Source organism: Pseudomonas sp. LD120 (assembly GCF_009861525.1).
Classification (GTDB): Bacteria; Pseudomonadota; Gammaproteobacteria; order Pseudomonadales; family Pseudomonadaceae; genus Aquipseudomonas.
Genome location: NZ_WVHL01000005.1, coordinates 3,000,864 through 3,024,312 on the forward strand (window position 1 = coordinate 3,000,864; position 23,449 = coordinate 3,024,312).

General features: G+C 64.6%; 24 protein-coding genes and 1 pseudogene. 9 read left to right on the plus strand and 16 right to left on the minus strand.

The genetic code is table 11. The features are described 5' to 3' along the window. Nucleotides 1-41: 41 nt before the first annotated feature. A complete protein-coding gene (gene ppnN, locus PLD_RS28205) occupies nt 42-1,415 on the minus strand; it encodes a nucleotide 5'-monophosphate nucleosidase PpnN (RefSeq protein ID WP_159897971.1) in 1,374 nt (457 codons plus the stop codon). Nucleotides 1,416-1,718: 303 nt separating this feature from the next. Then, a pseudogene (locus tag PLD_RS28210) lies at nt 1,719-1,850 on the minus strand (NAD-dependent deacylase); the annotation flags it as partial. 177 nt (nt 1,851-2,027) lie between these two features. Between PLD_RS28210 and PLD_RS28215 the strand changes: the two are divergent. After that, on the plus strand, nt 2,028-2,432 hold the full coding sequence (locus PLD_RS28215; protein WP_159897972.1) for a response regulator: 405 nt from the start codon (nt 2,028-2,030) through the stop codon (nt 2,430-2,432). Between the two features lie 33 nt (nt 2,433-2,465). On the opposite strand, the gene PLD_RS28220 is transcribed toward PLD_RS28215, so the two are convergent. Beyond that, nucleotides 2,466-3,335, minus strand: coding sequence for an oxaloacetate decarboxylase (locus PLD_RS28220; protein ID WP_159897973.1), 870 nt, complete (start codon nt 3,333-3,335; stop codon nt 2,466-2,468). 436 nt (nt 3,336-3,771) lie between these two features. On the opposite strand from PLD_RS28220, the gene PLD_RS28225 reads away from it, so the two are divergent. Further along, the gene (locus PLD_RS28225) at nt 3,772-4,899 is read left to right on the plus strand and encodes a saccharopine dehydrogenase family protein (protein WP_159897974.1); all 1,128 of its coding nucleotides are present in this window, start codon (nt 3,772-3,774) and stop codon (nt 4,897-4,899) included. Nucleotides 4,900-4,906: 7 nt separating this feature from the next. Here the strand turns inward: PLD_RS28225 and PLD_RS28230 are convergent, their stop codons facing one another. Continuing rightward, nucleotides 4,907-6,232 carry a hypothetical protein gene (locus PLD_RS28230; RefSeq protein WP_159897975.1) on the minus strand — a complete coding sequence of 442 codons (1,326 nt, stop codon included), beginning with the start codon at nt 6,230-6,232 and terminating at the stop codon, nt 4,907-4,909. A gap of 274 nt (nt 6,233-6,506) precedes the next feature. On the opposite strand from PLD_RS28230, the gene PLD_RS28235 reads away from it, so the two are divergent. Beyond that, nucleotides 6,507-7,007 (plus strand): DUF4174 domain-containing protein, encoded by a 501-nt coding sequence (locus tag PLD_RS28235; protein ID WP_159897976.1) that lies wholly within the window; start codon nt 6,507-6,509, stop codon nt 7,005-7,007. A 79-nt stretch (nt 7,008-7,086) separates the two neighbouring features. On the opposite strand, the gene PLD_RS28240 is transcribed toward PLD_RS28235, so the two are convergent. Continuing rightward, nucleotides 7,087-8,262, minus strand: a complete 1,176-nt coding sequence (locus PLD_RS28240; RefSeq protein ID WP_159897977.1) for an aspartate aminotransferase family protein — start codon at nt 8,260-8,262, stop codon at nt 7,087-7,089. A gap of 101 nt (nt 8,263-8,363) precedes the next feature. On the opposite strand from PLD_RS28240, the gene PLD_RS28245 reads away from it, so the two are divergent. Then, nucleotides 8,364-9,311, plus strand: a complete 948-nt coding sequence (locus PLD_RS28245) for a LysR family transcriptional regulator (protein WP_159897978.1) — start codon at nt 8,364-8,366, stop codon at nt 9,309-9,311. Here PLD_RS28245 and PLD_RS28250 read toward each other — a convergent pair. Genes PLD_RS28250 through PLD_RS28260 form a run of 3 tightly spaced genes read right to left on the minus strand, consistent with a single transcriptional unit; the run spans nt 9,263 to nt 11,032 of the window. Then, the gene (locus PLD_RS28250) at nt 9,263-9,769 is read right to left on the minus strand and encodes an NUDIX hydrolase (protein ID WP_159897979.1); all 507 of its coding nucleotides are present in this window, start codon (nt 9,767-9,769) and stop codon (nt 9,263-9,265) included. The genes PLD_RS28245 and PLD_RS28250 overlap by 49 nt on opposite strands. 8 nt (nt 9,770-9,777) lie before the next feature. Next, nucleotides 9,778-10,485, minus strand: coding sequence for an NUDIX hydrolase (locus PLD_RS28255; protein WP_159897980.1), 708 nt, complete (start codon nt 10,483-10,485; stop codon nt 9,778-9,780). A gap of 1 nt (nt 10,486) precedes the next feature. Then, on the minus strand, nt 10,487-11,032 hold the full coding sequence (locus tag PLD_RS28260) for an adenylyltransferase/cytidyltransferase family protein (RefSeq protein ID WP_159897981.1): 546 nt from the start codon (nt 11,030-11,032) through the stop codon (nt 10,487-10,489). Between the two features lie 184 nt (nt 11,033-11,216). On the opposite strand from PLD_RS28260, the gene PLD_RS28265 reads away from it, so the two are divergent. Genes PLD_RS28265 through nadE form a run of 3 tightly spaced genes read left to right on the plus strand, consistent with a single transcriptional unit; the run spans nt 11,217 to nt 13,938 of the window. Then, complete coding sequence (locus PLD_RS28265; protein WP_159897982.1) at nt 11,217-11,864, plus strand: isochorismatase family protein; 648 nt, start codon at nt 11,217-11,219, stop codon at nt 11,862-11,864. A 9-nt stretch (nt 11,865-11,873) separates the two neighbouring features. After that, nucleotides 11,874-13,103: a nicotinate phosphoribosyltransferase gene (gene pncB, locus PLD_RS28270; protein ID WP_159897983.1), complete on the plus strand. Its 1,230-nt coding sequence runs from the start codon at nt 11,874-11,876 to the stop codon at nt 13,101-13,103. A gap of 1 nt (nt 13,104) precedes the next feature. After that, nucleotides 13,105-13,938 (plus strand): ammonia-dependent NAD(+) synthetase, encoded by an 834-nt coding sequence (nadE, locus tag PLD_RS28275; protein ID WP_159897984.1) that lies wholly within the window; start codon nt 13,105-13,107, stop codon nt 13,936-13,938. A 166-nt stretch (nt 13,939-14,104) separates the two neighbouring features. Here the strand turns inward: nadE and PLD_RS30875 are convergent, their stop codons facing one another. The 7 genes from PLD_RS30875 to PLD_RS28305 form a co-directional block, all read right to left on the minus strand. Then, a complete protein-coding gene (locus PLD_RS30875; protein ID WP_256674797.1) occupies nt 14,105-14,359 on the minus strand; it encodes a hypothetical protein in 255 nt (84 codons plus the stop codon). A 21-nt stretch (nt 14,360-14,380) separates the two neighbouring features. Continuing rightward, nucleotides 14,381-14,572 carry a hypothetical protein gene (locus PLD_RS30880; RefSeq protein WP_256674798.1) on the minus strand — a complete coding sequence of 64 codons (192 nt, stop codon included), beginning with the start codon at nt 14,570-14,572 and terminating at the stop codon, nt 14,381-14,383. After that, entirely contained in the window at nt 14,565-14,996 is a 432-nt protein-coding gene (locus PLD_RS28285; RefSeq protein ID WP_159897985.1) for a GFA family protein, read from the minus strand. Before PLD_RS28285 ends, PLD_RS30880 begins: the two co-directional genes overlap by 8 nt. A gap of 64 nt (nt 14,997-15,060) precedes the next feature. Beyond that, complete coding sequence (locus tag PLD_RS28290; RefSeq protein ID WP_159897986.1) at nt 15,061-15,822, minus strand: molecular chaperone; 762 nt, start codon at nt 15,820-15,822, stop codon at nt 15,061-15,063. Beyond that, nucleotides 15,819-17,099: a fimbrial protein gene (locus PLD_RS28295; RefSeq protein ID WP_159897987.1), complete on the minus strand. Its 1,281-nt coding sequence runs from the start codon at nt 17,097-17,099 to the stop codon at nt 15,819-15,821. The genes PLD_RS28290 and PLD_RS28295 overlap by 4 nt, the downstream gene beginning before the upstream one ends. Before the next feature lie 17 nt (nt 17,100-17,116). Further along, on the minus strand, nt 17,117-19,648 hold the full coding sequence (locus PLD_RS28300; protein WP_159897988.1) for a fimbria/pilus outer membrane usher protein: 2,532 nt from the start codon (nt 19,646-19,648) through the stop codon (nt 17,117-17,119). 14 nt (nt 19,649-19,662) lie between these two features. Next, nucleotides 19,663-20,400 (minus strand): molecular chaperone, encoded by a 738-nt coding sequence (locus PLD_RS28305; protein ID WP_159897989.1) that lies wholly within the window; start codon nt 20,398-20,400, stop codon nt 19,663-19,665. Nucleotides 20,401-20,790: 390 nt separating this feature from the next. Between PLD_RS28305 and PLD_RS28310 the strand changes: the two genes are divergently transcribed. Next, nucleotides 20,791-21,315: a fimbrial protein gene (locus PLD_RS28310; protein WP_159897990.1), complete on the plus strand. Its 525-nt coding sequence runs from the start codon at nt 20,791-20,793 to the stop codon at nt 21,313-21,315. 159 nt (nt 21,316-21,474) lie between these two features. Here the strand turns inward: PLD_RS28310 and PLD_RS28315 are convergent, their stop codons facing one another. Further along, nucleotides 21,475-22,392: a DUF2628 domain-containing protein gene (locus PLD_RS28315; RefSeq protein WP_256674826.1), complete on the minus strand. Its 918-nt coding sequence runs from the start codon at nt 22,390-22,392 to the stop codon at nt 21,475-21,477. 539 nt (nt 22,393-22,931) lie between these two features. Here PLD_RS28315 and fae point away from each other — a divergent pair. After that, entirely contained in the window at nt 22,932-23,444 is a 513-nt protein-coding gene (gene fae, locus PLD_RS28320) for a formaldehyde-activating enzyme (protein WP_159897992.1), read from the plus strand. Nucleotides 23,445-23,449 lie beyond the last annotated feature (5 nt).

A 23,449-nucleotide genomic window follows, 5' to 3' on the forward strand; every position in this document is an offset into this window, starting at 1 on the left:
CCCAGGGAGCGCGCGGCGCCGTTCAACCACCGAAGGGGCGGTCAGCTCACTACGCGGTAGCACGGCTCATAGGCCGCGCCGCCAGGCAGCTTCATGCGGTGCTGCTCGACGAAGGCTTTGAGCAGTTGGTCCAGAGGCTGCATGATCGCCGAGTCGCCGTGGATGCTGTACGGGCCTTTCTCTTCGATCAGGCGGATGCCCTGGTCCTTGACGTTGCCGGCGACGATGCCGGAGAACGCGCGACGCAGGTTGGCCGCCAATTCATGGGGCGCCAAGCCATGACTCAACTGCAGGTTGGCCATGTTCTCGTGGGTCGGATCGAAGGGGCGCTGGAAGCCTTCGTCGATCTTCAGCAGCCAGTTGAAGTGGAAGGCGTCGTTGCGCTCGCGGCGGAACTGCTTGACGGCCTTCAGGCCCTCGGTCATCTGCCGGGCCACTTCGGTCGGGTTGTCGATGATGATCTGGTAGTGCTGCTGCGCCGCGTCGCCCAGGGTCGCCAGGACAAAGGCGTTGAGCTGCTCCAGGTAGGGCGCTGCGCTCTTGGGACCGGTCAGGATCACCGGGAACGGCAGGTCGCGGTTGTCCGGGTGCATGAGGATGCCCAGCAGGTAGAGGAATTCCTCGGCGGTGCCGGCGCCCCCCGGGAAGATGATGATGCCGTGGCCGACGCGGACGAAGGCCTCCAGGCGCTTCTCGATGTCCGGCAGGATCACCAGCTCGTTGACGATGGGGTTGGGGGCTTCGGCGGCGATGATCCCCGGCTCGGTCAGGCCCAGGTAGCGACCGCCGTTCATGCGCTGCTTGGCGTGGGCAATGGTCGCGCCCTTCATCGGGCCCTTCATCACGCCCGGACCGCAGCCGGTGCAGATGTCCAGCTTGCGCAGGCCCAGTTCGTGGCCGACCTTCTTGGTGTATTTGTATTCTTCGGTATTGATCGAGTGGCCGCCCCAGCACACCACCATCTTCGGCTCGACGCCGGGGCGCAGGGTGCGGGCGTTGCGCAGCAGGTGGAAGACGTAGTCGGTGATGCCCTGGGAGCTGTCCAGGTCGATGCGCTGGCTGTCCAGTTCGTTCTCGGTGTAGACGATGTCGCGCAGGGCGCTGAAGAGCATTTCCCGGGTGCTGGCAATCATCTCGCCGTCGACGAAGGCGTCGGCCGGCGCGTTGAGCAACTCCAGGCGCACGCCGCGGTCCTGCTGGTGAATGCGTACTTCGAAATCGTGGTAGGCGTCGAGGATGGTCTTGGCGTTGTCGACGTGGGCACCGGTGTTGAGGATCGCCAGGGCGCATTGGCGGAACAGGGTGTAGATGCTGCCGGAACCGGCGGCGCTGAGTTGTTGTACTTCACGTTGCGAGAGGGTTTCCAGGCTGCCTTTCGGGCTAACCGAAGCATTGATCACGTGTCTTTGCGGCATTCATCCATTTCCTGAAAGCTGCGCCACCACACCGTTTGGCGCAGTGGCGAAAAAGTGGGGCAGTGAACAGAGCCACCGGTACGGGGCTTGGTTTCCAGCGGCAGGGCAAGAAAGCAAACGTCGTTGCGAGGGTATTCGCTGCTTGAATCTACCTCATGCGGGCCCGCCGTGGCGGGAAAAATGATGATTCGCCGCGGCCACATCCGTGAATCAGGCAAAGGCCCGTTGCACGAGTTGCGGCAGAACCTCGCCGGCCGGGCCCGTCAGGCTGTACGCCTGTGGCGCGCGACACGCCTGAGGCTGCGGGTCGAAGTGCTCCCACAGGCCGGTCAGGGCATCGCGAAAAGTCGAGATGCCACTTTCCGCCGAGACGGCGGCACCGCTTCATACCACTATATGCCGGGCCTGGGCCAGGCGCTTGGGATCGAACGGCATGGTTGAACATGTTCCGGGCGTGGGTGAAAGAACGGAGCGGCTGTTTCCGTGTTCGGACCGGTACTAAAAAAGCGCCGGGCTTGCAGCGTAAATGAATTTATCCTCAAGTCGCCGCTCATAACGCTTGTCAGCGCTCATGTCTGTAGCCGCCTCAATCCATCAGGGAGTGTCACCCTCATGAACCCAGCCTCGCCCCTCAACCCCGGTACCCACTCCCGTTTGATTCTGGTGGTGGAGGATGAGCCGACGGTGCTGGAGTTTCTCCGCGAGATCTTGCAAGACGAAGGGCTTGCCACCGAAGGCTTTGAACGTGCCGATCAGGCGTGGGAATACTTGCAGGAGCGGGCGGCGGACGTGGCCCTGTTGCTGACTGATATCAGCATGCCCGGCACCCTCAATGGCGCCAGCCTGAGCAACCTGTGCGGTGAGCGCTGGCCGTTGCTGCCGATCGTGATCATGTCGGGTTTCGAGACCCCCGAGAGCTCCGGGGTGCGTTATCCGGTGTCCTTCATTCGCAAGCCCTGGACCATCGGGCAGGTCCTCGACTGCGTGCAAGGTGCGTTGAAATCGGCTCAGGGTTGAGGCGTTGCGCCTCACCCCGGCCAATCGCCGGTGTTACTCCTTGACGCTCATGAACTCATTGGCCCAGACGATGTAATCCTCGGGTTGGGTGTAGGTATGCGCCAGCTCGGTGGCGCTCAGGTCCGAGGCCTGGGTGAAGATCTGCCGCTGTTCGCGCAGGCAGTCGTAGGTGGCCTTGATCGCGGCGAAGTAGGCGGCATGGCCGTCCACCGCGATTTTCACCCCCAGCTCGGCCAGGCGGGCATCGTCGCGCAGCTCCGGGTTGCCGTAGGTCACCAGCATCAGCGGCACGCTCAGGTGCTCGGAGATCTGTTCCAGTTGCTCGAAATCACGGATACCGACCATGCAGATGGCATCGGCGCCGGCGCGTTCATATTGCTGGGTGCGGCTGATGATTTCCTGCACTGGCAGGATGCCGGCGTTGGTCCGGGCGATGAGCGCCAGCTCCGGATCGACCCGGGCTTCCAGGGCGGCGCGGATTTTGCCGACGCCTTCGGCGACCGAAATCAGGTCGGTGGATTTACGTCCGAACTGTGCCGGCAGCAGGGTATCTTCGATGGTCAGCGCGGCGATGCCGGCGCGCTCCAGTTCCACCACGGTGCGCATCACGTTGAGGGCGTTGCCATAGCCGTGGTCGGCGTCGGCGATCACCGGCAACTGAGCCACGCGGCCGATGCGGGTGGCTTGCTCGGCGAACTCGCTGAGGGTGATCAAGGCGAAGTCGGGGGCCGCCAGCACTTGCAGCGAAGCCACGGAGCCGCCGAGGATGCCCACTTCAAAACCCAGGTCGGCGGCGATGCGGGCGGACATCGGGTCGAACACTGAAGCGGTGTGGTAGCAGGAGTGGGAAGCGATCAGTTCACGGAAACCGCGGCGCAAATCTTGATGGGAAAGCCTGGACATAACAGCTCCGAGATAGGATCGAGAGATCGACCTTGAGGTCGAGTCAGATTTTGCAATCAGTTCCCTTGGCGAGCCGGGGAAAGAGCGGCTCGCAGCGAAACGTTAGTGGGGCAAATGAAGATGAATCAAGGTGGGTAGCAAGGCGTCTTTATCCCGCTCGGTTGCGCGAACCGGCAGGTTTGTTATGCGAGGCCGACATAGCAGAACGAGGCTATCACGCTCCAAGGCCGTAGTTGATGAGGAATTTGCATAGCATTATGCCGGACCGGCATTGGCATTTTTTTCTAACTGAATATTACAGATGCCTGCCGAGGGGACTTCAGGTGCTGATTGGCGCTGTTCGGGTACTTGTCGAGCGCTGGTAAATCAACCAAGCTGCCGCGCCTCGAATGGCAGCTTGGCAACTGCGCAATGGCTTGGTTCAAGGATGCAGGTAATGACGCTCAGGGTGTTGGTGGTCGGTGGTTATGGCAATTTCGGCAGCATCGTCTGCCGCTATCTGATCCAGACGCCCGGGGTGCATCTGCTGATTTCCGGGCGCGACCCGCACAAGCTCGCGGCCAAGGTTCAGGCGCTGCAAGCCGAGGGTGGACAGCCCTGCGAAGGCTGGTGCGGCGATGCCATGGGCCCGCAGTGGGTGCCAGCGCTCAAGGCCCTGGACGTGCATTGGGTGATCCACACCGCAGGGCCGTTCCAGGGCCAGCCCTATGCGGTGGCCCAGGGCTGCATCGAGGTTGGGGTCAACTACTGCGACCTGGCCGACTGCCGCCAGTTCGTGCGCGGTATCGGCACCCTGGATGAAGCGGCCCGGGCCGCCGGGGTGGCACTCCTCAGCGGGTGCAGTTCGGTGCCGACCCTGTCGACGGCGATCATCGATGAACACCGTGAGCGTTTCTCCCGCATCGATCGGATCGAGCACGGTATTTCCTCCTCGGCGAAAATGCCCGGCCTGTCCACCATCCAGGGCGTGCTGGCCTACGCTGGCCGGCCGATCCTGCAACTCAAGAACGGCCAACCACACCCGGTGATCGGCTGGCAGGGCCTGACCCTGCGCAAGCTGCCCAGGTTGGGCATGCGGCTGGTGGCCAATGTCGATGTGCCGGACTTGGACCTGTTCGCCGAGCGCTACGGCGCCCACACCCTGAGCTTCAAGGCCGGCGCCGGGCTGAAGATCGCCGGGCTGGCCAACGCCCTGCTGGCCCAGGCGGTGAAGCTCGGGCTGATCGCCGACCCGGCGCCGTGGGCGGCGCGTCTGCATCGTTGCGGCACTTGGTTTGAAGGTTTCGGCGACGGCCTCAGTGCCCTGTACGTGGACGTGCAGGGCCTGGGCCGGGACGGTCAGCCGCTGTCGATGTACGCGCAGTTGACCGCCACCCACGATCACGGCCCGGAGATCCCCAGCTGCGCGGCAGTGGCCCTGGTGCACAAGCTGCTGGCCGGCCAGGTGCCGGCACCGGGGGCGCGCTCCAGTGCCGGCGAGGTCAGTGTCGAGGAGTACCTGCGGGCGATCGACGATGCGGCTCACCTGCAGATGCAGGTGAGCTTCTCGCGCCAGGCGGTTTAACGCCGGCTTACCACAGCAGGGGCTTGGCGAGGTCTTTCCAGAACAGCCAGCGGCGCAGTTCGTGGTGCTCGCCGGTGCCGATCTGCCAGTCCGGTCGTCCGCCCTCCAGGGCGATCTTGACGATGATCCCGGCATAAGTCGCGGCCACCAGGGTCTTGCCATCGGCGCTGATGTCCATGGCGGTGAGGGTCGAGCCAATGTAGTGCTGCCAGCGCTGCTCGCCGGTTTCACTGATGGCCCGCAGGTAGCCGTAGGCGTCGCCGATGATGAACTCGTCGCCCCGTGAAGCCGCGGCGTACACCCGGGCACCTTCCTGCAGCACCGGGGTGCGCGGGTCGTCACTGTAGAAGTCGGTGCTCAGACCCGGCAGGTCGGCCACCGCCACCCCCAGGCTGGCGCCACCATAGAAGTGGCAGGCATTGAGCAGCAGGCGGTCGCCGCGCAGGTTGAAGTGAGCGAAGTGCGGGTACTCGCTGGCGGGACCGATCTGCGCGACCTGCTGCAACTTCGCATCGAACACCAGGTGCATCCCGCTTTGTTCGCCCACGGCGATCCACTGGCCGTCGGGCGACACCGCGCCATGTTCCATGCTCAGGCCGATGCTCAGGTCTTCAGCGGTGACGCCGTCGGCCAGGTCCTGCTGGATGTCCTCAAGGCTGCGCAGCAGGCGTGTGGCGCCATCGGCAGCCAGGACGAAGATGCCGTCGGCACTCACCAGCAGCACCCGGCGCCCGTCGGGGAAGGGGGTCAGGCTGGTGGGAGCGGGGCGTCCGCTGTCTTCAAGCTCCAGACCCGCAGGCAGGCCCGCGTGAGGGGTGGGCCAGGGAAAGCTTGCCACCTGAGGCCCGTTCCAGCCGTCAGTGACCTGGATGCCCTCGGCCCGGCCCCAGGCGAAATAGCGTCGCTGCGGGCACATGCCGAAGCACTCCACCTGCTCCAGGGTCTGGATCCGTGCATCGTCGATATGCACCACGAAGCCGGCCTCGTAGGGCGTGCCGATGCGGGCCAGCAGGCTGCCGTCCGGCAACAGGGCCAGGGTCGGAATCATCCGCCCCTGGCTGTCCAGGCGCGGCGTCAGTGGGAAGTGTGCCGGTGGCCAGTCCTGGCGAAAGGCCTGGCGCGTGGCCTCGTCATGGGGGCCCTGATTGCTCGCTTCCAGGGCGGCTTGCCAGTCCGCCAGCAGGTGCTCGGTGTCAGGCATGTTCGGCTCCTTCAAGCCCTTCCAGCCCTCGCGGGTGCCGGTTTCGACATAGTGGTTGATGTCGCGGGCATAGGTCAGCACGGCTTGCTGCCATTGCTGTTGCGGGGACAGGTTCGAATTCGACTGGGACATGCGCTCAGGACTCCTTGTGGCGCTGGAAAGGTGCGGCAAACCGGGGGGGGGCCGGAAAAACGCGCAGTTTATCCCTAGGGGGCGTTTCTTTTACAAGCGTCCCGGGGTTTTGCTGAGAGGAAAAGTCGTTGCCGTTCGGGTTTGTTGCAGCCGTGTGGCCATGGCCGGGAAGTGCTTGGACAGTCAGCAGAAAAATGTCAGATTTTGAGTCGCGGCCTGGACCTTTTTCCGCAATACGCAATCATTACTGGGTGAAAAACATAAGGAGAGACGCATGTTCATTCGGTCATTGACCCTCGCTACTCTGCTCGCTGTCACCGGCCCCGTCCTGGCTGCCGACAACGATGGCCCATTGATTCAGGACCTGGGCAAGTCACGGCCATTGATCGTGATCGCTCCCAGCAAAGTGGACCCGACCCTGGTGAGCCTGAAGAAGTCCCTGGATGAACCGGCCAACCGTCAAGCCTTCAACGAACGCAACATGGTCCTGTACACGGTGATCAATACCATCGGCCAGCGCGATGGCAAGGACATCGATCCGCAATCCACCATGGCCCTGATCCGCAGCCTCAAGCTCGGCGCCGGGGCGCAGACCAAGGTGATCCTGGTGGGCAAGGACGGCGAGAAGAAACTGGAGCATTCCGGGGCCATCGAGCTCAAGGAGCTTTTCAGTACCGTTGACCAATTGCCAGCGGCGGAGAAGCAGGCCGCGGCTCCAGCCCCGGCCCCAGAACCGGAAACCAAACCGGCCAATGCCAAGGTGCTGAACGATTGACTTGCAGGGGCGGCTAGCCCGGGGCAGGTGCTGAACGCCGCGGCGCTTGCCAACCCGCATCGCCTCGGCCTGGGCGCGATTACCGCGCTTCGAGGGTCTGGCGCAGCTTGTCGACGATCATCTCCACTTCCGCGGCATCGATCACCAGGGGTGGCAGCAGGCGGATGGTGTTGCCCCGGGTGACATTGATCAGCAGGCCATGATCTCGGGCGGCGATCTGCACCAGCTGGCGCGCCGGCTGCACCAGCTCGATCCCTACCATCAGCCCCAGCCCGCGAACCTCCCGCACCGCTGGATGCCCTGCCAGTTCCTCCCGCAGCCGACGCAGCAGTTGGGCGCCGCGTTGCTCGGCGTTGGCCAGCAACTGCTGCTCCTCGATGATCTCCAACACGGTGCAGGCCGCCCGACAAGCCAGGGGATTGCCGCCGAAGGTACTGCCATGGCTGCCTGGGGTGAACAGTTCGGCGGCCTTGCCCCGGGCCAGGCAGGCGCCGATGGGAATGCCGTTGCCCAGGCCCTTGGCCAGAGTCATCACATCCGGCACCACCCCTTCGTGCTGGCAGGCGAACCAGCGCCCGGTGCGCCCGACGCCGGTCTGGATCTCGTCGAGCATCAGCAACCAGTTGCGCCGTGTGCACAGTTCGCGCACGGCCTTGAGGTAGCCGGGCGCAGCCAGCTGGATACCGCCTTCACCCTGGATCGGCTCCATCAGTACGGCGCTGATGCGCGGACCGTGCTTGGCAGCCACTGACGCCAGGGCGGCCAGATCGCCGAATGGCACCTTGAGAAAACCGTCCGGCAGTTGGCCATAGCCCAGGCGCACCGCCGGGCCATCACTGGCGGAGAGGGTGGCCAGGGTACGGCCGTGAAAAGCGTTGTGCATGACCACCACCAAGGGCTGTTCGATACCCTTGTGCCAGGCGTGAAGACGCGCCAGCTTGAGCGCGGTTTCATTGGCCTCGGCCCCTGAATTGTTGAAGAACACCCGCCCCATGCCGCTCAGGCGGGTCAGCTTGGCGGCCAGTTGCTGCTGCCAGTGGATGTCATAGAGGTTGGAGCTGTGCAGCAGCAGGCCGGCCTGTTCGCTGATGGCACTGACCAGCCGCGGATGAGCGTGGCCGATGCCGGTCACCGCGACCCCGGCGATGGCGTCCAGGTATTCGCGACCGGCCTGGTCCCAGAGGCGGGTGCCCAGGCCTTTGCAAAAACTCAGTGACAGGGGTTGGTAGGTGCTCATCAGGCAGGCGGCGGTCATGGCGGCTGATTCCATCGTTGTGGGTGTGTTGCCAGTATCGTTAGCCACCTTGGATGGATAAACTCGCCATTTCTTTAATCATCTTGAAATCAGGGTTGATAATGGATCTGTTCCAGGCAATGTCGGTGTACGTCAAGGTGGTGGAAGCGGGGAACATGACCGCTGCCGCGCGGGAATGCGGCATGTCCACCACCATGGTCGGCAATCACCTGCGGGCCCTGGAACAGCGTCTCGGGGTGCGCCTGCTCCATCGCACGACGCGACGCCAGCGCCTCACCGACTTCGGCAGCGATTATTACCAGCGCTGCCTGGCGGTACTGGGGCTGGTGGCGGACTCCGAGCGCCTGGCGGAACAGGTCCAGGGCGAACCCACCGGCACCTTGCGCATCACCGCGCCGTTGACCTTCGGTACCGAGCGCCTGGCGCCAGCCCTGAGCGAGTTCCGGGAGCGCTGTCCGCAGGTCAAGGTGGAACTGACCCTGGCCAACCAGCGCTTCGACTTGACTGACGGCACCTTCGATGTGGCCGTGCGCCTGGGCAACCTGGACACCTCGGCGCTGATCGCCCGGCGTCTGCAGGATTACACCCTGACCATTTGCGCCGCGCCGGAGTACCTGGAGCGCTGCGGTACGCCGCAAGTGCCGGAAGACCTGCAGCAGCACAACTGCCTGGCCTTTGCCTACCCGGCCGGTGACGAGTGGAGTTCCACCGCCACCCAGTGGCCCTTGCGTGGGCCCGAGGGCGATGTGCTGATTCCGGTGTCCGGCTCGCTGCTGACCAACACCTCGTCCGGTCTGCACCGTGCGGCCCGGGGTGGGCTGGGGCTGGTGATGATGCCCGATGCGCTGGTGGAGGAGGACCTGCAGCAGGGCCGGCTGGTGCCGGTGCTGCAGGACTATCAGTTGCCGTTTCGGACGATGCACCTGTTGTATGCCCAGGACCGCTACCGCCTGCCCAAGCTGCGCCACTTTGTCGACTTCGCCCTGCAGAAGTGGGGGCGTCAGGCCGACTCGGCGGCCAGCAACATCATCGCTGCCGACAAGGTATGAGCGTCGCTGATCTGGCCGGCAGCGATCATCGCCAGCAACTCCTGGCGGCTGACCCACAGTACATGGTCCACCTCGCCATCGGTGGCGGCGCTCTGCTGGTCGGCGATCTCGACCTGACACACCGCCACCGCGCTGGCGATCAGCGAAGTGTTGCTGTGCAGCAAGCCCAGTTGGCGGACCTGCGATGCCTGCCAGCCAGTCTCTTCCAGCAGTTCCCGGGCTGCGGCCTCACAGGCGCTTTCCCCGGCATCGATGGCGCCCCGGGGAAACTCGATGGACTGGCCGCCAATGGCCCGGCGCTTGAGCTCCACCAGCATCAGCCGGCCATCGGCCAGGGTGGGTACGGCCACCACGCCGTTCACCGCCTGGGCTTCCTTGATGATGAAGTAGCCGTTTTCGCGGACCACCTTGAAGTACGGGGTTTGCAGCAGGCACTGGCTTTCGGTGACGGAACTCATGGGCGGCATTACTCCAGAAAACAACGATCGAACAGGTACAACTCGGTGGGCTTGAGGCTTTCCACCGTGGCTTGCGGGCGGCCACCATCGCCGCTTTTCTTGCGCCCGGTTTCCTGCAGGTAACCGGCTTCGCTCATCTTCAGCAGGCGCTGGCGGATGCTGGTCTTGAGCACCGGCCGTTGCAGCACCCGGGAGAAGATGCTCACCGCCTCCGGGGCACTGAACTCGTTGCCGAGAAACATCAGCGGCAGGCTGCTGTAGAGGGATTTGGAAAACAGCCGCTCCCTTGCCTGGGCCACCAGGTTGTTATGGTCGAACGGCAGCTTGAAGGCGCCGCTGGCCACCTCGCCGAGGGCAAAGAAACCCTGCTGCGGGCCCGGCTGCACCGGCTCGCTGACGATCCCCAGGTAGAAGGTCGAGGACGACCAGCAACGCGGGTCGCGGAAGGCGTCACCCACGGTGCCTACTTGTTCCAGCCAGGCCAGGGGCATGTCGACCTTACTCGAACGGCGCAGGCGTTCCACTGCGTCGCTCAGGCTGCGGTCCTCGACACCGCCGTTGACCACGATGCCCGGCAGCGCCCAGTGCCCGGCAAAGGGCTCGGCGTCGCGTTGATGGAGGAGAATCTCCAATTCGCCGAGGTTGCGGTTATAGCGCAGCAGGCACAGGTCGATGGTGTGCAGGTAGGCGCTGGGGAGGGTGGTGCGGTCGTGCATATCAACTTCCGTGGGCGGCGTAGAGGCCGTAGTTTAGCGGATTCATGCCCGGTGCCAGCCACTGGCTGGGCGGTGTTTCGCCGCGGGCCAGGCACTGGCGCAACACGCTGCTGCGCACCCCGGGCTGTTCCTCGATGCACAGGATGGAAAAGCGTTGCAGCAATTCTTCGCCGCGATGGAACCTGGGCAATCGCCGCGCCACGTCTTCGCCCACCACCAGGGCGATGCGCTTGCCGTCCAGGGCCAGATCGTCGGCCAGGCGCTGCAGTAGGGTGAAGCTGTAGACCGGCCGCGGATCGGCCAGGCCCAGTTGCTGCTCCAGACGGCTCACCGCCAGTTCGGCCGAGCATTCGGGTTGCAGGTGTGTGGTGATCGCCTGCAACCAGTGGGCCCGCTGCTCGAAGTCGGCCATGCGCTTGCCATCCGGGTGGCGAAAGCTGGGCACCACCAGCACCCGGCGGGCGTGGCGCGCGGCTTCGAGCATCACCTGGGCGTGTCCGGCGTGGGGCGGGTTGAAGGCGCCGCCATAGAGGGCCAGTTCAAACATCTGCCTTTCCTCAATTGGTACATGACGTGTACCTTAACATCGATTTTGTCGTCGGAGAATCTCCTTTTTAACCTTGTTTATGAAGATAAATTGAAGTTCGATTGAGGAAAATAAAATCCATAGGGGGGTTGTCATGAAAGTACATGACATGTACTTTGTGCTCCATGCAGAGGAGAGACCCAGCATGAACAGCCAAACGATGAAGACCGCTTCCTTCGATGTCGATGCACAAAAGAGCTTTACCCCGCTGTGCCCGGACGAGTTGCCCGTGGCCGAAGGCGACCGCATCGGCGGCGAGCTGAATTTCATGGCGACCCTGGCCAGCCTGCGCATCGGCAGCAAGGACGCCCACAGCCACCAGGCTCCCTGGGTGGTGGCCGAACACGCACAGATGCTCCAGCCCACTGGCCTGGAACACGCCGACCTGACCTGGGTCAGCCACTGTGTACCGGGCACCGCAGGCTTCACCCTGCTGGACGAGTTGCCCACGCCCTATGACTACGACTACTTCGTGTGGAAGGGCGTGGAGCCGGACCTGCACCCCTATGGCGCCTGCTACCACGACCTGCACGGCAAGCTGTCCACCGGGGTCATCGAGTACCTCAACAGCCAGGGCGTGCGACAAGTCATCGTCGGCGGCCTGGCCCTGGATTTCTGCGTCAAGACCACCGCGCTGCAACTGGCCGCCGCCGGCTTCAAGGTGATCATCCACCTGCCGGCGTGCCGGGCCATCAGCGCCGAGGGCGCCACCCAGGCGATCGACGACATGCAACGAGCGGGCATCACGGTGGCCACAACCCGCGAAGCAACCACCCGAGTGGCCAAGGCTTGAGGAGTCATCATGGAAAGTGCATTCGACCGTAACAACGGCGTGATTCAGAGCCTGCTGGACACCGACTACTACACCTTCACCATGATGCAGGCGGTGCTGCACCAGCACCCCAATGTCGATGTGGAATACCAGTTCATCGTCCGTTCCAAAGAGTCCCTGGTGCACCTGATCCCCGAGATCCGCCAGGAGCTGGAAAAGCTCGCCGGCCTGCAGATGCGCGAAGGCGAACAGCGCTTTTTGTTCAACAAGCGCTTTCGCGAATACCTGACCCCGGATTTTGAGCAGTTTCTCGGCCTGTTCCGCTTCAACCTGCGCTACATCCACGTGGCGGCGGTCGACGGCCAGTTGAGCATCCGCGTCCGCGGCCCGATGCTGCACTGCATCATGTTCGAGCAGCCGGTGCTGGCCATGGTCAGCGAGCTGCGCAACCGCGACAAGTACCCGGAAGTGGAGCTGGAGGACGTCACCCGCCGGCTGTATCAGAAGTTCGAATGGCTGGAGAAAAACGCCAGCCGCGACGAGCTTGCCGAGTTGCGCGTCTCGGATTTCTCCACCCGCCGGCGCCTGTCGTTCAAGGCCCAGCGCGAAGTGGTGAAGATCATGCGCAGTGATTTCCCCGGGGTCTTCGTCGGCACCAGCAATGCCCACCTGGCCTACGAGTTCGACCTGCCGCTGATCGGCACCATGGCCCACCAGTGGTTGATGGTGCACCAGCAACTGGGGCGGCTGCGGGAGAGCCAGAACGCCGCTCTGGAGAACTGGGTGCACGAGTATCGCGGACGCCTCGGCATCGCCCTGACCGACTGCATCAGCACCGACTTCTTCCTCAAGGATTTCGACCTGTATTTCGCCAAGCTCTACGACGGCCTGCGCCAGGATTCCGGTGACCCGATCCTCTGGGCCGACAAGGTCCTGGCCCGCTACCGCGAACTGGGGATCGACCCACGGACCAAGGACCTGATGTTCTCCGACGGTCTGAACTTCGAGAAATGCTTGCCGATCCTGCGCCACGTGCGCGGCCAGGCCCGGTTCGGGTTCGGCATGGGCACCAGCCTGGCCTGCGACGTCGAAGGCGTCGAACCGCTGAGCATCGTGATGAAGCTGGTGCGGGTGCATGGCGAGCCGGTGGTGAAGTTTTCCGACGACCCGATCAAGAACGTCTGCGAAGACCCGTCGTTCCTGCGCTATGCGGCCCAGGTGTTTAAAGTCGATCTTGCCCACTCGCCCCTGGAGGCCTGACATGAGCAACCAAACCCAAGAACGTATCGCCCGCGAGCTGGGCATCGACCGGCAACTGGTGCGCGGTGGCGAGGCCTTTGAAATCGCTCGGCGCGTGGCCTTTATCCAGCAGGTGCTGCGCGAGTCCGGTTGCAGCAGCCTGGTGCTGGGCATCAGCGGCGGGGTCGACTCCCTGACCGCCGGCCGCCTGTGCCAGCTGGCGGTGGAGCAACTGCGTGGGGCAGGGCACAAGGCGCAGTTCATCGCCATGCGCCTGCCCTATAAAAGCCAGGCTGATGAAAGCGATGCCCAGGCGTCCCTGGACTTCATTGGCGCGGACGCGGTGAGCACCTGCAACATTGCCGACAGCGTCGACGGCCTGATGAGCCAGGTGCGGATCGACGGCTTACAGCCTTCACCGGCTCTCACGGACTTGGCCAAGGGCAACGTCAAGGCCCGGGCGCGGATGATCGCGCAGTACGCCGTGGCCAACTTCAGCAACGGCCTGGTGGTGGGCACCGACCACGGCGCCGAGGCGCTGATGGGCTTTTTCACCAAGTACGGCGACGGTGCCTGCGACCTGGCCCCACTGTCGGGCCTGACCAAGACCCAGGTGCGGCTGCTGGCCGAGGCCCTCGGCGCGCCAGGCCATCTGGTGCACAAGGCCCCCACCGCGGACCTGGAGGAACTGGCGCCGGGCAAGCTGGACGAAGCCGCCTACGGTTGCCGCTACGAAGAAATCGATGCCTACCTGATGGGCCAGCCGGTCGCGGAGCGCGTGCAACAATTGATCGAAAGCGCCTACCGCCGCACCGCCCACAAACGCGCCTTGCCCCACAGCCCCGCCATCCTGTAGCCGCTGGCGCAGCCTGCCAGTGGCTGCGCAGCAGGCGCCAAGTCTGTACCCCCGATCGCCTTAAGAAACCGACTGGCCACCTTGATGTCGACGGCGTCGCCGATCGCAGCCTTCGGCAGCGGCGACCGGGAACCCGGGCGCTAGCTCGATGCTGATGTAGGGCTCGTCAATCCGGCCATTTTTTCAAGGCCGCTCGGCAGTCCTGGGCCAGCTCGTTGATGTGTTCTCGCACGGTTTGCCAACCCAGAAGGTCGAGTACTTGACGTGCTTGCTCGCGCAGCGGCTGCCATTGCGGATGCTCGAAGCCATTGTTTTCCGGGGTGCCAACGTAAGCCTCCCAACACAAGGCCTCACAGCGGCCCAGCAGAATATGCAGGCGCTGCTGCAGGGCGGGGGCGAGGCAGGCCGGAAAGTGCTTCACGAAACCATCGAGGCCATCCAGCTAGTCAGACCAAAGATTGCATTCGGCGCAGCAACTGATTTCCGCCCGTTGCCGCTCGGCGTCCAGGGCAAGAAATTCCAGGGCCAGGCCCAATTCCGCGAGCAGGATGATCCTTCGATACTCGTCCTGGCCGTACCAGGTCCAGATATTCGAGGCCAGAGGCGTTGCGTTGCAGGGCGTTGTGTCAGTCATGGGGCAGGCCTTTATCGTCGGCCTGCCGGTTGCCGCGCAGGGGGCGCCAACCCGCAGGCCAGCGGTCGCTGAACGAATGGTTGCGCGGCATCAGGGCCGGGTCGCGGTTTTCGTCGAAGCAGCCCAGGAGCAAGGCACTGGTCGGCTGATCATCGATGGCGCCCAGGGAGCTGCCGCATTCCCGGCAGAATGCGCGGCTTGAACAGTCCGACGCTCTGAAGGTCGCGGGGACGCCTGCGGGGTCGGTCCAGCGAACGTGCGTGCTGGGGCATTCGACCCAGGCCAGCGTCAAGGCGCCGCGGTGTCGCTGGCACAGTGAGCAGGAGCAGGAGCAGGAGCAGGTATGGGGGGTGGCGAGTGGGCCCCGGGCCTCGAAACGGATCTGTGCGCACAGGCAGCCGCCCTGATACAACGCGTCATTCATGGCTATGTCTCCTGACCTAGGGCGCTGATGGCCGGTGGCAGAATCTATCACGCCCGGTGGTGCTTCAGGGCACGGCCACTGGCTGTTCCAGCGCTTTGGGCGTGCCCTGGTCGTCGATCGATTGGTAGCTCAGCAGTGCCTGGCTGCCGCTCACCAGGTCGGGCGTCGAGGCAGCGGGCAGCTCCAGAGTGACGCTGGCGTAGGGCGCGAGCATCTCGCCGGGCACGCTCAGTTGCGTGGCGCCGGCGCTCAAGCGCAGGTGATCGAGGGTGATGTGGTAGGGGCTCGGGTTGTGCCAGTGCAGGCGCAGGCGTTCGGCTTCGCGGGTCAGGTTGAAGACCTGTCGGCTGGCGGCCCGTTCCTGGGGCTCGGTAAGGCCGGCGGGGCGCAGGAAGACCTTCATCTGGGTTTGCAGCGTCAGGGTCAGTCGGTCCCCTGGCTTGGTGTCGCTGGGTGTGGCCGGGATTTCCAGCAGGTTGAGCCAGAACAGGCTTTCGCGGTCCTGGGGCTGTGGGTGCTTGTTGAACAGCAGCTTGAGGCTCTGACGCCCACCGGGTTCCAGACGGAACACCGCCGGCAGGGCGACAAAGGGGCTGGAGCTGTCCTGCGGCGCGGCATTGGGCTGGCCATCGTCAACCCAGGTTTGCACCAGCACTGGAGCCTGGCCCGTATTGCTCAGTTCCAGGACCTGCTCGCGACCGTCCATCGGGTAGACGACGCGCGTGGTCGAGGCCAGCAGGCCCGCGTCGGCGCCGCTCTGCCAAAGGCCGGCCAGGGCCAGGCAGAGGGTCGCCAGCAGCGCAGGTGAACGGCGCGGCGTACTCATTGGACCCTCACCACCACGTTGACTGTGGCATCGATGCGCCCCGGGGTGATGCGCCGCGCCAGGGGCACCAGGCTGGCGCTGAACTGGCCGCTGTAGCGGGTCTGCCCCGGTGCTGCGGCGGTGCGGGTCAGCAGTGGGTCATGCACCGAGTACCAGCCATCGCCGCCGGCCGTACGGGTGCCGCCGGGGTTCCAACCGGCCAGCAGCAGCGGACGCTGGTTGTGGTCGTGGATCTGCACACCGACCCCGCTGGCCAGGGTCGGGTCGCTGCCGTAGCCGCTGGACAGCAGCACTTGGGCGCCGCCGGCCGGGTCGAGCCGTTGCGGGTAGTCACGTTGCAGGGCCAGGTAGCTGTCTGGAGGCACTTGCAGGCCCACCGTGACCTGGCCGCCGTGGCTGTGTTCAGCGAGCGCCGGGCTGTTGCACTCGATCTCGATGCTCAGGCGCGCCTGTGGCCCGTTGCCTTGGCGCAGTTGGTTCAGCGAGACCCGGCCGAAGTCCACCAGGGGCGTGGCTGAATGCACCGCGCAGGTGGTGCGGCGGCTGATGCTGACGCTGTTCCACAGGCCGATTGCCGCCGGCCAGTGCTGGCGCTGATTGCTCGCGCAGCCATTGCCGTGGTCGCAGCCGGGGCTCAGGGCCGTGCTGAAGCCACCGCCCTGAAAGGCGATGTAGGCGTTGGGGCGGGCGAGGTTGTAGACGCCCTCGGCGAGGCTGCCCGGTTGACCGCCGCCGGTGCTGTCGGCAACCCGCGCCAGCTCCACGGTGACGTCGCTGAAATGCTTGGCTTTGAACTCGATCCGACCGCTGCTGGGGTTGTAGTCGCCGTTGAGGGCGCGGCGCTGCCAGGTGCGGGAAAAGGTCTGGCCGCTCTGGTTGTGGGTGATTTTCACCGCTACATTGCGCCACAAGGTGTGGAAGTAGCCGGGCATGCCGCTGACTTCGTGCTTGCCGCTCAGGGCATCGGTGCCATTGGTGGAGAAGTATTCGTAGAAGGGGCCGTCTTCGGGCAGGCAATCGTAGGCCACCGTCTCGGGATCGACGTTGGCGTTGCGCGCCACCGAGATGCTCGTCATGCCCAGCACGCTGCCGGCGGGCTGCAACTGTTCGGCGGTGAGGGTAATGGCGGGCAGGCCGAGGTTGCCGTTGGCGGTGTCATGGGCGCTGTAGGACCACACCTGGCGGCATTGCGCCTGCGCCGCCAGGGGCGCGCAGGCCATGCCAAGCAGCAGGCCCAGCACGCTTGCGCCGCGCCCGGCAGAGAACATCGAAAACATGGGGCAAATTCCTGGGGCTATAGAGCGGCAGTCCGGCTGGGCCGGCAGGTTCCGCTCAGGTTGATCATCGGTTGCTTGAGGTCCGCTTCAGGGATCTGGTACTGGACCTGGCATTGTTGGTCGGGGTGGTCGCCCCATTGCAGGCTGAGCAGGCCTTGGGGGGCTTCGACCCGGGCATAGAGCTGGCTGGCTTGACCGACCATGCCCACCACGCGGCCCTGGCTGTCTTGCACGGTGGTGCCCATGGGCAGGCTTTCACCTTGCTCCCGGGGCGCCTGGATCAGTACGGCGAAGCCGGCCAGGGTCTTGAATTGCAGGTGCACCGCGGCGCCGGCGGTGGGGGCCACGCGTTGCTGGGTTTCTTGCAGCTCGACCGCGCTGTGCAGGCCGTTGCTGCTCAGGCCGACGTCGTTGTAGCGAAAGGGCGTCAGGCTGGGCATCAAGGCATAGCCGGCCTTGTCGATCCTCGCGCCCTGGCCATTCATCACCAGCGCGCCCTCGGCGCCCTTGGCTTCGATCAGGGCGAAGGTATCTCCCAGGTAGGGGCCGCTGGTCAGGCCGCCACTGTGCAGAACCAGGGCGCCCATGGCGCTGGCCGAGGCCTGCCAGAAGTCGTCGCCGTGGGACAGGCTGGCGCCGACCGTGGCGCTGCTCAGGCGTTTTTGCAGGGTGCCGCCCAGTACCCCGTCCGGGTTGTTGTGGGCGCGGCTGGCGTTGAGGCCGTAGCTCAGGTCGTTGTCCTTGCCGGCGCTGCCGGACAGGCTGGCCTGCTGTTGGCTGCCCTGGCTGGCGCTGTGGCTGAAACTGGTGGACAGCTTGCTGCGGCTGCCGGAAGCGCCCAGCGGCAAGGACAGCGACAAGACATGCTGGGTGTCGCTGTGCTGGCCCCGGCTGTCGAACTGCCGGGCAATGGACAGGTTGTAGCTGACGCCGTTGGCGAACGAACCCGAATAGCCGAACTGGAACTGCCGGTCCTGGCCGGAGCGGTGGCGGTAGTTCTGTTGTGAGCCGGTGATGAACAGCGAGCTGCGGTTGCCCAGGTTCTGGCTGACCTGTAGGTCGAAGCGGGTCTTCTTCTGATAGCTGCTGGAGCTCCAGTCTTCGGGTACGTAGGTGCGTTCGCGTTCGCCGATGGCATCGATCAGCTCGCGGTAGCCCTCGGTGGAGTAGCGGGCGTTGCCCATGGATAGGCTGGTGCCGGTGCTCTGGAAGGTGCGGCTGAACGAGGCCTGGGTCATCCAGCCGGTCTGGCGACCGTCGGGCAATTGGGCGGCGGAGTAGGTGGAGTTCAGGCCGAAGGCGCCGATCGAGTTGCTGTAGACCCCGCCCAGCAGGGCCGAGAGGTAGCCATCGGCGACGCGGCTGGCGCTGCGCAGGGTCAGGGCGTTGCTCAGACCGTACTCGTAGGAGCCTTCGGCAAAGGGTTCGTAGGGCAGGTCCATGCCGTTGTTGCGCACTTGCCCGGCGGCCACCGAGTAACGCGATTGCCCCGGGCGCAGGGCATCGGGCATGGCCGAGAAGGGCACGCGGTAGGTGCTGACCTGACCGTCGGCCTCGGTCACCTCCACGTCCAGGTCGCCGCCGTAACCGGTGGGGTAGAGGTCGTCGATGCGAAAGGGCCCGGGCGCCACGGTGGTCTGGTACAGCTCGTTGCCGTCCTGGCGGATCACTACCCGCGCATTGCTGTTGGCCACGCCGTGCACCGTCGGCGCATAACCGCGCTGGGATTCGGGCAGCATGCGTTCGTCGCTGGCCAGTTGCACTCCGCGATAGCCCAGGCTGGAAAGCAACTGGCCGCTGGTGAAGGTGTCGCCCAGGGTCAGTTCGCTGCCCCAGTCGGCCAGCGTGCGTTGGGCGTAGGTGCGCAGCGGGGTCCAGCGGTTGGGCTGGTCGCTGCTGGCCGTCAGGCTGGCATGGTGGCGCAGGCGCCATTCGCCCAGATTGGCCCCGGAGCGCACCCCCAGGTAACTGGAATAGGTATTGCCACCGGCCTGGTTGAGGTGGAAATGGCTGGCGCTGTAGTTGACGAAGCCGGTGGGCTCGCCATGGCTCCACTGGTTGCTGGGCACTTGCCCGCGCCGCCTGGGCTGCAGTGCTGCCTGCGGGATCGACAGTTGCAGGCGCAAGGCGGCGAAGTCCAGGCGCTCACTGGCGCCCTTGACGCTCTTGCCGAGACCGGCGCAGTTCTCCTCCAGGGCGTTCTTGATGTAGCGCGCCTGCACCCCCAGTTCCAGCAGTTGCTCGGTGCTGAAACAGGCCTTGAGCTGCTGTCCGTGGCCCTCCTCGAAGTGCAGATCCTGGCGCCCCAGGCTGCTGCCGTTGACCAATACATCCACCGAATAGCGACCGGCCGGGGTGACATGCGTCTGATTGAAGCGCTCCACCGACAGCCCGCCGGGGCGCGCGCCGCGCAGCAGCCGCGGGTTGAATTGGTAGGCCGGGCTGGCGTTGGCGGCCGGGGCGACGGTGGCTGGGTCGGCGGCCACGGGCCAGGCCAGTGGTGCGGCCAGGGCGAGGCCCAGGAGCCGTAGGCGGTGTGCGCACATCATGTCTGCCCGTTCCCTCAGGGCTTGAGGGCGATGCGTTTTTCCAGGCTGCCGCCGGCATCGGTCACCAGCCGCAGTTGCACGGTGTCCGGTTGGCCTGCCAGGGCGCTGCGGGCGACGCGCCAGGTGGCGCTGGAAAACGGCGGCAGACTGTTCTGCAACTGCAGCGGGGCGCTCTGGCTGCCCGCCAGCAGGTTGGCTTCGACGAACGTGGCGTAGTAACCGCTGGGGTTGTTGATGTTGATCAGCCAGTCATTGCCTTCGCGGCTCAGGCGCAGTTCCAGCAACGCCGGCAGGCGCTCCAGTGACTGGGCGATGGTGGCGGGGCGGTAGAACACTTTCAGCCGGTGGCGGGGCATGACCACGAACAGGCTACGGCCTTCCTGGTCGGCCTTGGTTGGGGGGATTTCCAGCACATTGAGGAAGAACAGCGACTCGCGGTCCTCGGGCAGTTTTTCCCCGGTGAAGCGCAGGCGCACCGCCTGGCCGGTGTGGCCTTCGATGCGAAAGACCGGGGGCGTGACAATGAATGGCGCGTCGGCGGTCTGCGGGCTGGACTCTTCGTTGCCCCGGTCGACCCAGGCCTGCACCAGGCTAGGGTGATCGGAGCGATTGCTCAGTTGCAGGGATTTTTCCTGGGCCTGGGCCGGGTAGATGATGCGGCTGCCAACAATCACCACGCTGGCCTGGGCCTGGCAGGCCATAAAGGCCAGGCAGCCGGCCAGGAAAAGTACCGCGGGGCTTTTTTTCGACATGAAACACACTCTGTTCACCCGGGTCGGGTGCTGGATGGAAAACGCTGCGCCACGCCTCAGGCGCAGGGTGGGCCGGGGGTGCCCGCTGGCGATGAGGTCTGGCGTAGCGCGGAGCGCTACAGCACGTGCCGTGGCTCGAAAAAATTCACTGGGGGCAGGTTACAAGCGCGCCGCCTGCGCCTGAATAGGACCGGTACTAAGATGCTAATTTCGGCAAAGTTCAGACAAATGGCCGGGATCGTTGGTGGTTTGGATAATTAGTCATTGTCCTATTCATCCTTGCCCGGACTCTCTCGAAAATCGCTCTCATTCAGCGCGAGCCCCAGGGCTTCGTTGCTTGAACAACTGGCCATTGCCCACCCCCTTGTACCTATTTGAAGAGAGTCGACCATGAAAAAAACAGTGATTGCCCTGGCGTTGATCGCCACCGTCCAGCAAGTCCAGGCCGCAGAAGTCAAGTTCATCGGGGAGATCGTCGATGAGACCTGCAGCCTGGAAGTCAATGGCGTGACCAACCCGACCATCATGCTGCCTTCGGTCTCGAAAAAAGACCTGTCCGCCATCGGCCAGACTGCGGGTGAGTCGCGCTTCACCCTGACCCTCAAGGGCTGCACCGGCGCCGAGGCGACCCGCACCATCGCTGCCTCCTTCCTGCCCAATGGCGACGTGACCAAGGATGGCCGCCTGGCCAACGAGGCACCGGGCGGCAGCAACAAGGTCAGCCTGCAATTGCTCGACGAAACCACCCCGATCAATCTGGCGTCCGGCGAACTGAGCCGGGTCACTCTGGTGGAAGAGGGCGAGTCGACCCAGGGCGTGAGCAAGGTGCTGGGCGTGCGTTACTACGCCGAAGCGTCGGGCCTGGAAGCCACCGCCGTGGAAAGCTCGATGCAGTACAGCATCAGTTACCTGTAAGCCTCCGGCAGGCGCGGCACGGGCCCTCTTCGGAGGGCCTTTGTGTTTCTGGCGCCGGCCTATGGTCCATCCAAGGCTGATCGGCTGGGCGATGAAAGCCCATGCTCCAGGCCCGCGCCTGGAGGTGGAAGGGCCGGTTTATGGTCGTGAGACGCGGTGTTATGGCGTGCAGTCGTTGTTTTTGGCTGCGGTCTCTTCGACCTTTCTTCGGTAATCCGCGATGGCCTGCTCGGGGTTGCAAGAGCGCAGGGAATCGACCAGCACCATGCCCCTGGACAACACCTGCTTTTCTCGCCAGCGGTTGCCAAACGCGCCAAAAACCCCGGCGCTGAGCAGTAACCCCAGGGTGAACCAATGGTGATCATCGCCGGCATCCGGGATCAGCAGGACCAGGCTCAGGGCTACCAGAGCAATGCCGGTAACCCACTTCAGGCCGGCGCTGAACGACCAGAGCAGGGTGAGCAAGCACGCCGCAAAATTGAAGCCGATGGCCACCGCCGCCAGTTCGCCCTGAGGGCTGCGGTAGAGGCGATAGAGGCGTTTGTGTTGGGCCTTGAGTTCCTCGTTGATCCGTTCCTCACGCTCGGCGACCTCGGCTTTCTCCTCGGCGCTAAGGTCGCTGTCATCGAAGATTTCCTGGAACGTCTCTTCCAATAAGTAATAGCCAGACTCAGAACTGTTCAGCCCGGTGATGTAGAGCGCGTCTACGCGATAGCGGCGGTTCAGTTTCAATTGGGTGTCGCCACTGAAGTACAGGCTGGCGCAGGTTTGGATGTGCAGTGGATAGTTGCCAAAGCTGTATCGGACATAAGGTTTGCCTGCGGCGCGTACCCAGCGGCGATCGAAGTAGCCTTGCAGTTGCTCCACGGGGATTTCAGCGACGTCGAACCTGGGCTGTTCCTGGCTGCTCACCCACTTGATTGCGCACCAGCCGCCGATCATGAGGCATAGAAAAGCGGCCAGTATGAGCTTGGCGAACAGCGGCCCCTCCAGTAGGCCAATACCGATGAGGAAGACGATCAGCGTGACGCCCGAGAGGACGCAGGTGGTTTCCAGATCGCCCCGCCTGGAGCGCATCAAGTGCCGATTGATACGGTCGATTCTTTCTGGATCGAGGACTTTGATAACGCTGCTCTCACTGGGTGCAAGCCTGGGCTGGTACGGGTCGGAAAAGCGCAAGAACTGCCCACAGGTTCAGGGCGATCCATGCCTTCGAGGGGCGGAGCCTACTGAACACAGGCGTGGTTCATCAAGTGCCGCTGTCGCGCCGGTGGGCGCCGGACGCCCTGTGGGTCCATAGCGCCGCTTATCCAGCACCTGGTAGCGCGACATACCCAGCGGCTTGCGCCTGCGCCGGCGGGTATGACTAAAGCTCATGGCCGCATGACTTTTAATGGTTACGGGGGCCTGAAAACCCGGTGATACAACAGCGTTCATTCAGCTCATCCCTAACAACAAAGAGCGTTTGCGCCATGACGTCCTCTCGTCCCGCCGGGCTTCCCGGCCCCTGTTGCAGTGACCTGCGGCCACGCTCCTTGAGTTGCCTGTTCCCCCGATCCGGTGCCGCCTCGGCTGATCCGGATTGTTTCCCTTGCACCCTCAACGAGTCAGTACCCATGCACCCACTCGACCTCTACATCGGTGAAGGCTTCGCAGGCCCGGGCGTCAACGCGGCCCACATCAATATTCTCATCGGTCCGCGCAACGGTCCGGCCGGGCAGGCCTTCGCCAACAGCCTGGCCTCGCCGAGCCAGGGCCATTGCCCGTTCATGGTCATTGCCCAGCCGAACCTGCCGGTCAAGCCCATGACCCTCTACGTGAACAAGGCCGCCATCGCCAGTGAGCTGCACGGCCAGGCCACCTGGGGCGCATCCCAGGCCGGGATCGCCAAGGCGGTGCTCGAAGCGCTGCTGGATGGCAGCTTGCCGGCCGAGGCCGAGGATCAGTGGGCAATCGTCACCGCCAACTGGGTCAACCCGGACTGCGACGACCTGGATGCGGTGTACCTGAACAACTACACCGCCTGCCGCACGGCGATCCGCGCGGCCCTGGCCGGCCAGCCCGAACGGGCGCGCCTGGCCGAAGAGGTGAACCACATCAGCAACCCGTTCTACACCCCCAAAGCCTGAGGAGC

Excerpts from the sequence above, each read along its gene's own strand:
- PLD_RS28260 (WP_159897981.1), bottom strand. The coding sequence starts at position 11,032 with ATGTTTGAACTGGCCCTCTATGGCGGCGCCTTCAACCCGCCCCACGCC.
- PLD_RS28225 (WP_159897974.1), top strand. The coding sequence starts at position 3,772 with ATGACGCTCAGGGTGTTGGTGGTCGGTGGTTATGGCAATTTCGGCAGC.
- pncB (WP_159897983.1), top strand. The coding sequence starts at position 11,874 with ATGGAAAGTGCATTCGACCGTAACAACGGCGTGATTCAGAGCCTGCTG.
- PLD_RS28285 (WP_159897985.1), bottom strand. The coding sequence starts at position 14,996 with ATGAATGACGCGTTGTATCAGGGCGGCTGCCTGTGCGCACAGATCCGT.
- PLD_RS28240 (WP_159897977.1), bottom strand. The coding sequence starts at position 8,262 with ATGACCGCCGCCTGCCTGATGAGCACCTACCAACCCCTGTCACTGAGT.
- PLD_RS30880 (WP_256674798.1), bottom strand. The coding sequence starts at position 14,572 with ATGACTGACACAACGCCCTGCAACGCAACGCCTCTGGCCTCGAATATC.
- PLD_RS28235 (WP_159897976.1), top strand. The coding sequence starts at position 6,507 with ATGTTCATTCGGTCATTGACCCTCGCTACTCTGCTCGCTGTCACCGGC.
- PLD_RS28245 (WP_159897978.1), top strand. The coding sequence starts at position 8,364 with ATGGATCTGTTCCAGGCAATGTCGGTGTACGTCAAGGTGGTGGAAGCG.
- PLD_RS28315 (WP_256674826.1), bottom strand. The coding sequence starts at position 22,392 with ATGCGCTCCAGGCGGGGCGATCTGGAAACCACCTGCGTCCTCTCGGGC.
- PLD_RS28290 (WP_159897986.1), bottom strand. The coding sequence starts at position 15,822 with ATGAGTACGCCGCGCCGTTCACCTGCGCTGCTGGCGACCCTCTGCCTG.
- PLD_RS28215 (WP_159897972.1), top strand. The coding sequence starts at position 2,028 with ATGAACCCAGCCTCGCCCCTCAACCCCGGTACCCACTCCCGTTTGATT.
- nadE (WP_159897984.1), top strand. The coding sequence starts at position 13,105 with ATGAGCAACCAAACCCAAGAACGTATCGCCCGCGAGCTGGGCATCGAC.
- PLD_RS28255 (WP_159897980.1), bottom strand. The coding sequence starts at position 10,485 with ATGCACGACCGCACCACCCTCCCCAGCGCCTACCTGCACACCATCGAC.
- PLD_RS28220 (WP_159897973.1), bottom strand. The coding sequence starts at position 3,335 with ATGTCCAGGCTTTCCCATCAAGATTTGCGCCGCGGTTTCCGTGAACTG.
- PLD_RS28310 (WP_159897990.1), top strand. The coding sequence starts at position 20,791 with ATGAAAAAAACAGTGATTGCCCTGGCGTTGATCGCCACCGTCCAGCAA.
- PLD_RS28305 (WP_159897989.1), bottom strand. The coding sequence starts at position 20,400 with ATGTCGAAAAAAAGCCCCGCGGTACTTTTCCTGGCCGGCTGCCTGGCC.
- PLD_RS28295 (WP_159897987.1), bottom strand. The coding sequence starts at position 17,099 with ATGTTTTCGATGTTCTCTGCCGGGCGCGGCGCAAGCGTGCTGGGCCTG.
- ppnN (WP_159897971.1), bottom strand. The coding sequence starts at position 1,415 with ATGCCGCAAAGACACGTGATCAATGCTTCGGTTAGCCCGAAAGGCAGC.
- PLD_RS28250 (WP_159897979.1), bottom strand. The coding sequence starts at position 9,769 with ATGAGTTCCGTCACCGAAAGCCAGTGCCTGCTGCAAACCCCGTACTTC.
- PLD_RS28265 (WP_159897982.1), top strand. The coding sequence starts at position 11,217 with ATGAACAGCCAAACGATGAAGACCGCTTCCTTCGATGTCGATGCACAA.
- PLD_RS28230 (WP_159897975.1), bottom strand. The coding sequence starts at position 6,232 with ATGTCCCAGTCGAATTCGAACCTGTCCCCGCAACAGCAATGGCAGCAA.
- PLD_RS28300 (WP_159897988.1), bottom strand. The coding sequence starts at position 19,648 with ATGATGTGCGCACACCGCCTACGGCTCCTGGGCCTCGCCCTGGCCGCA.
- fae (WP_159897992.1), top strand. The coding sequence starts at position 22,932 with ATGCACCCACTCGACCTCTACATCGGTGAAGGCTTCGCAGGCCCGGGC.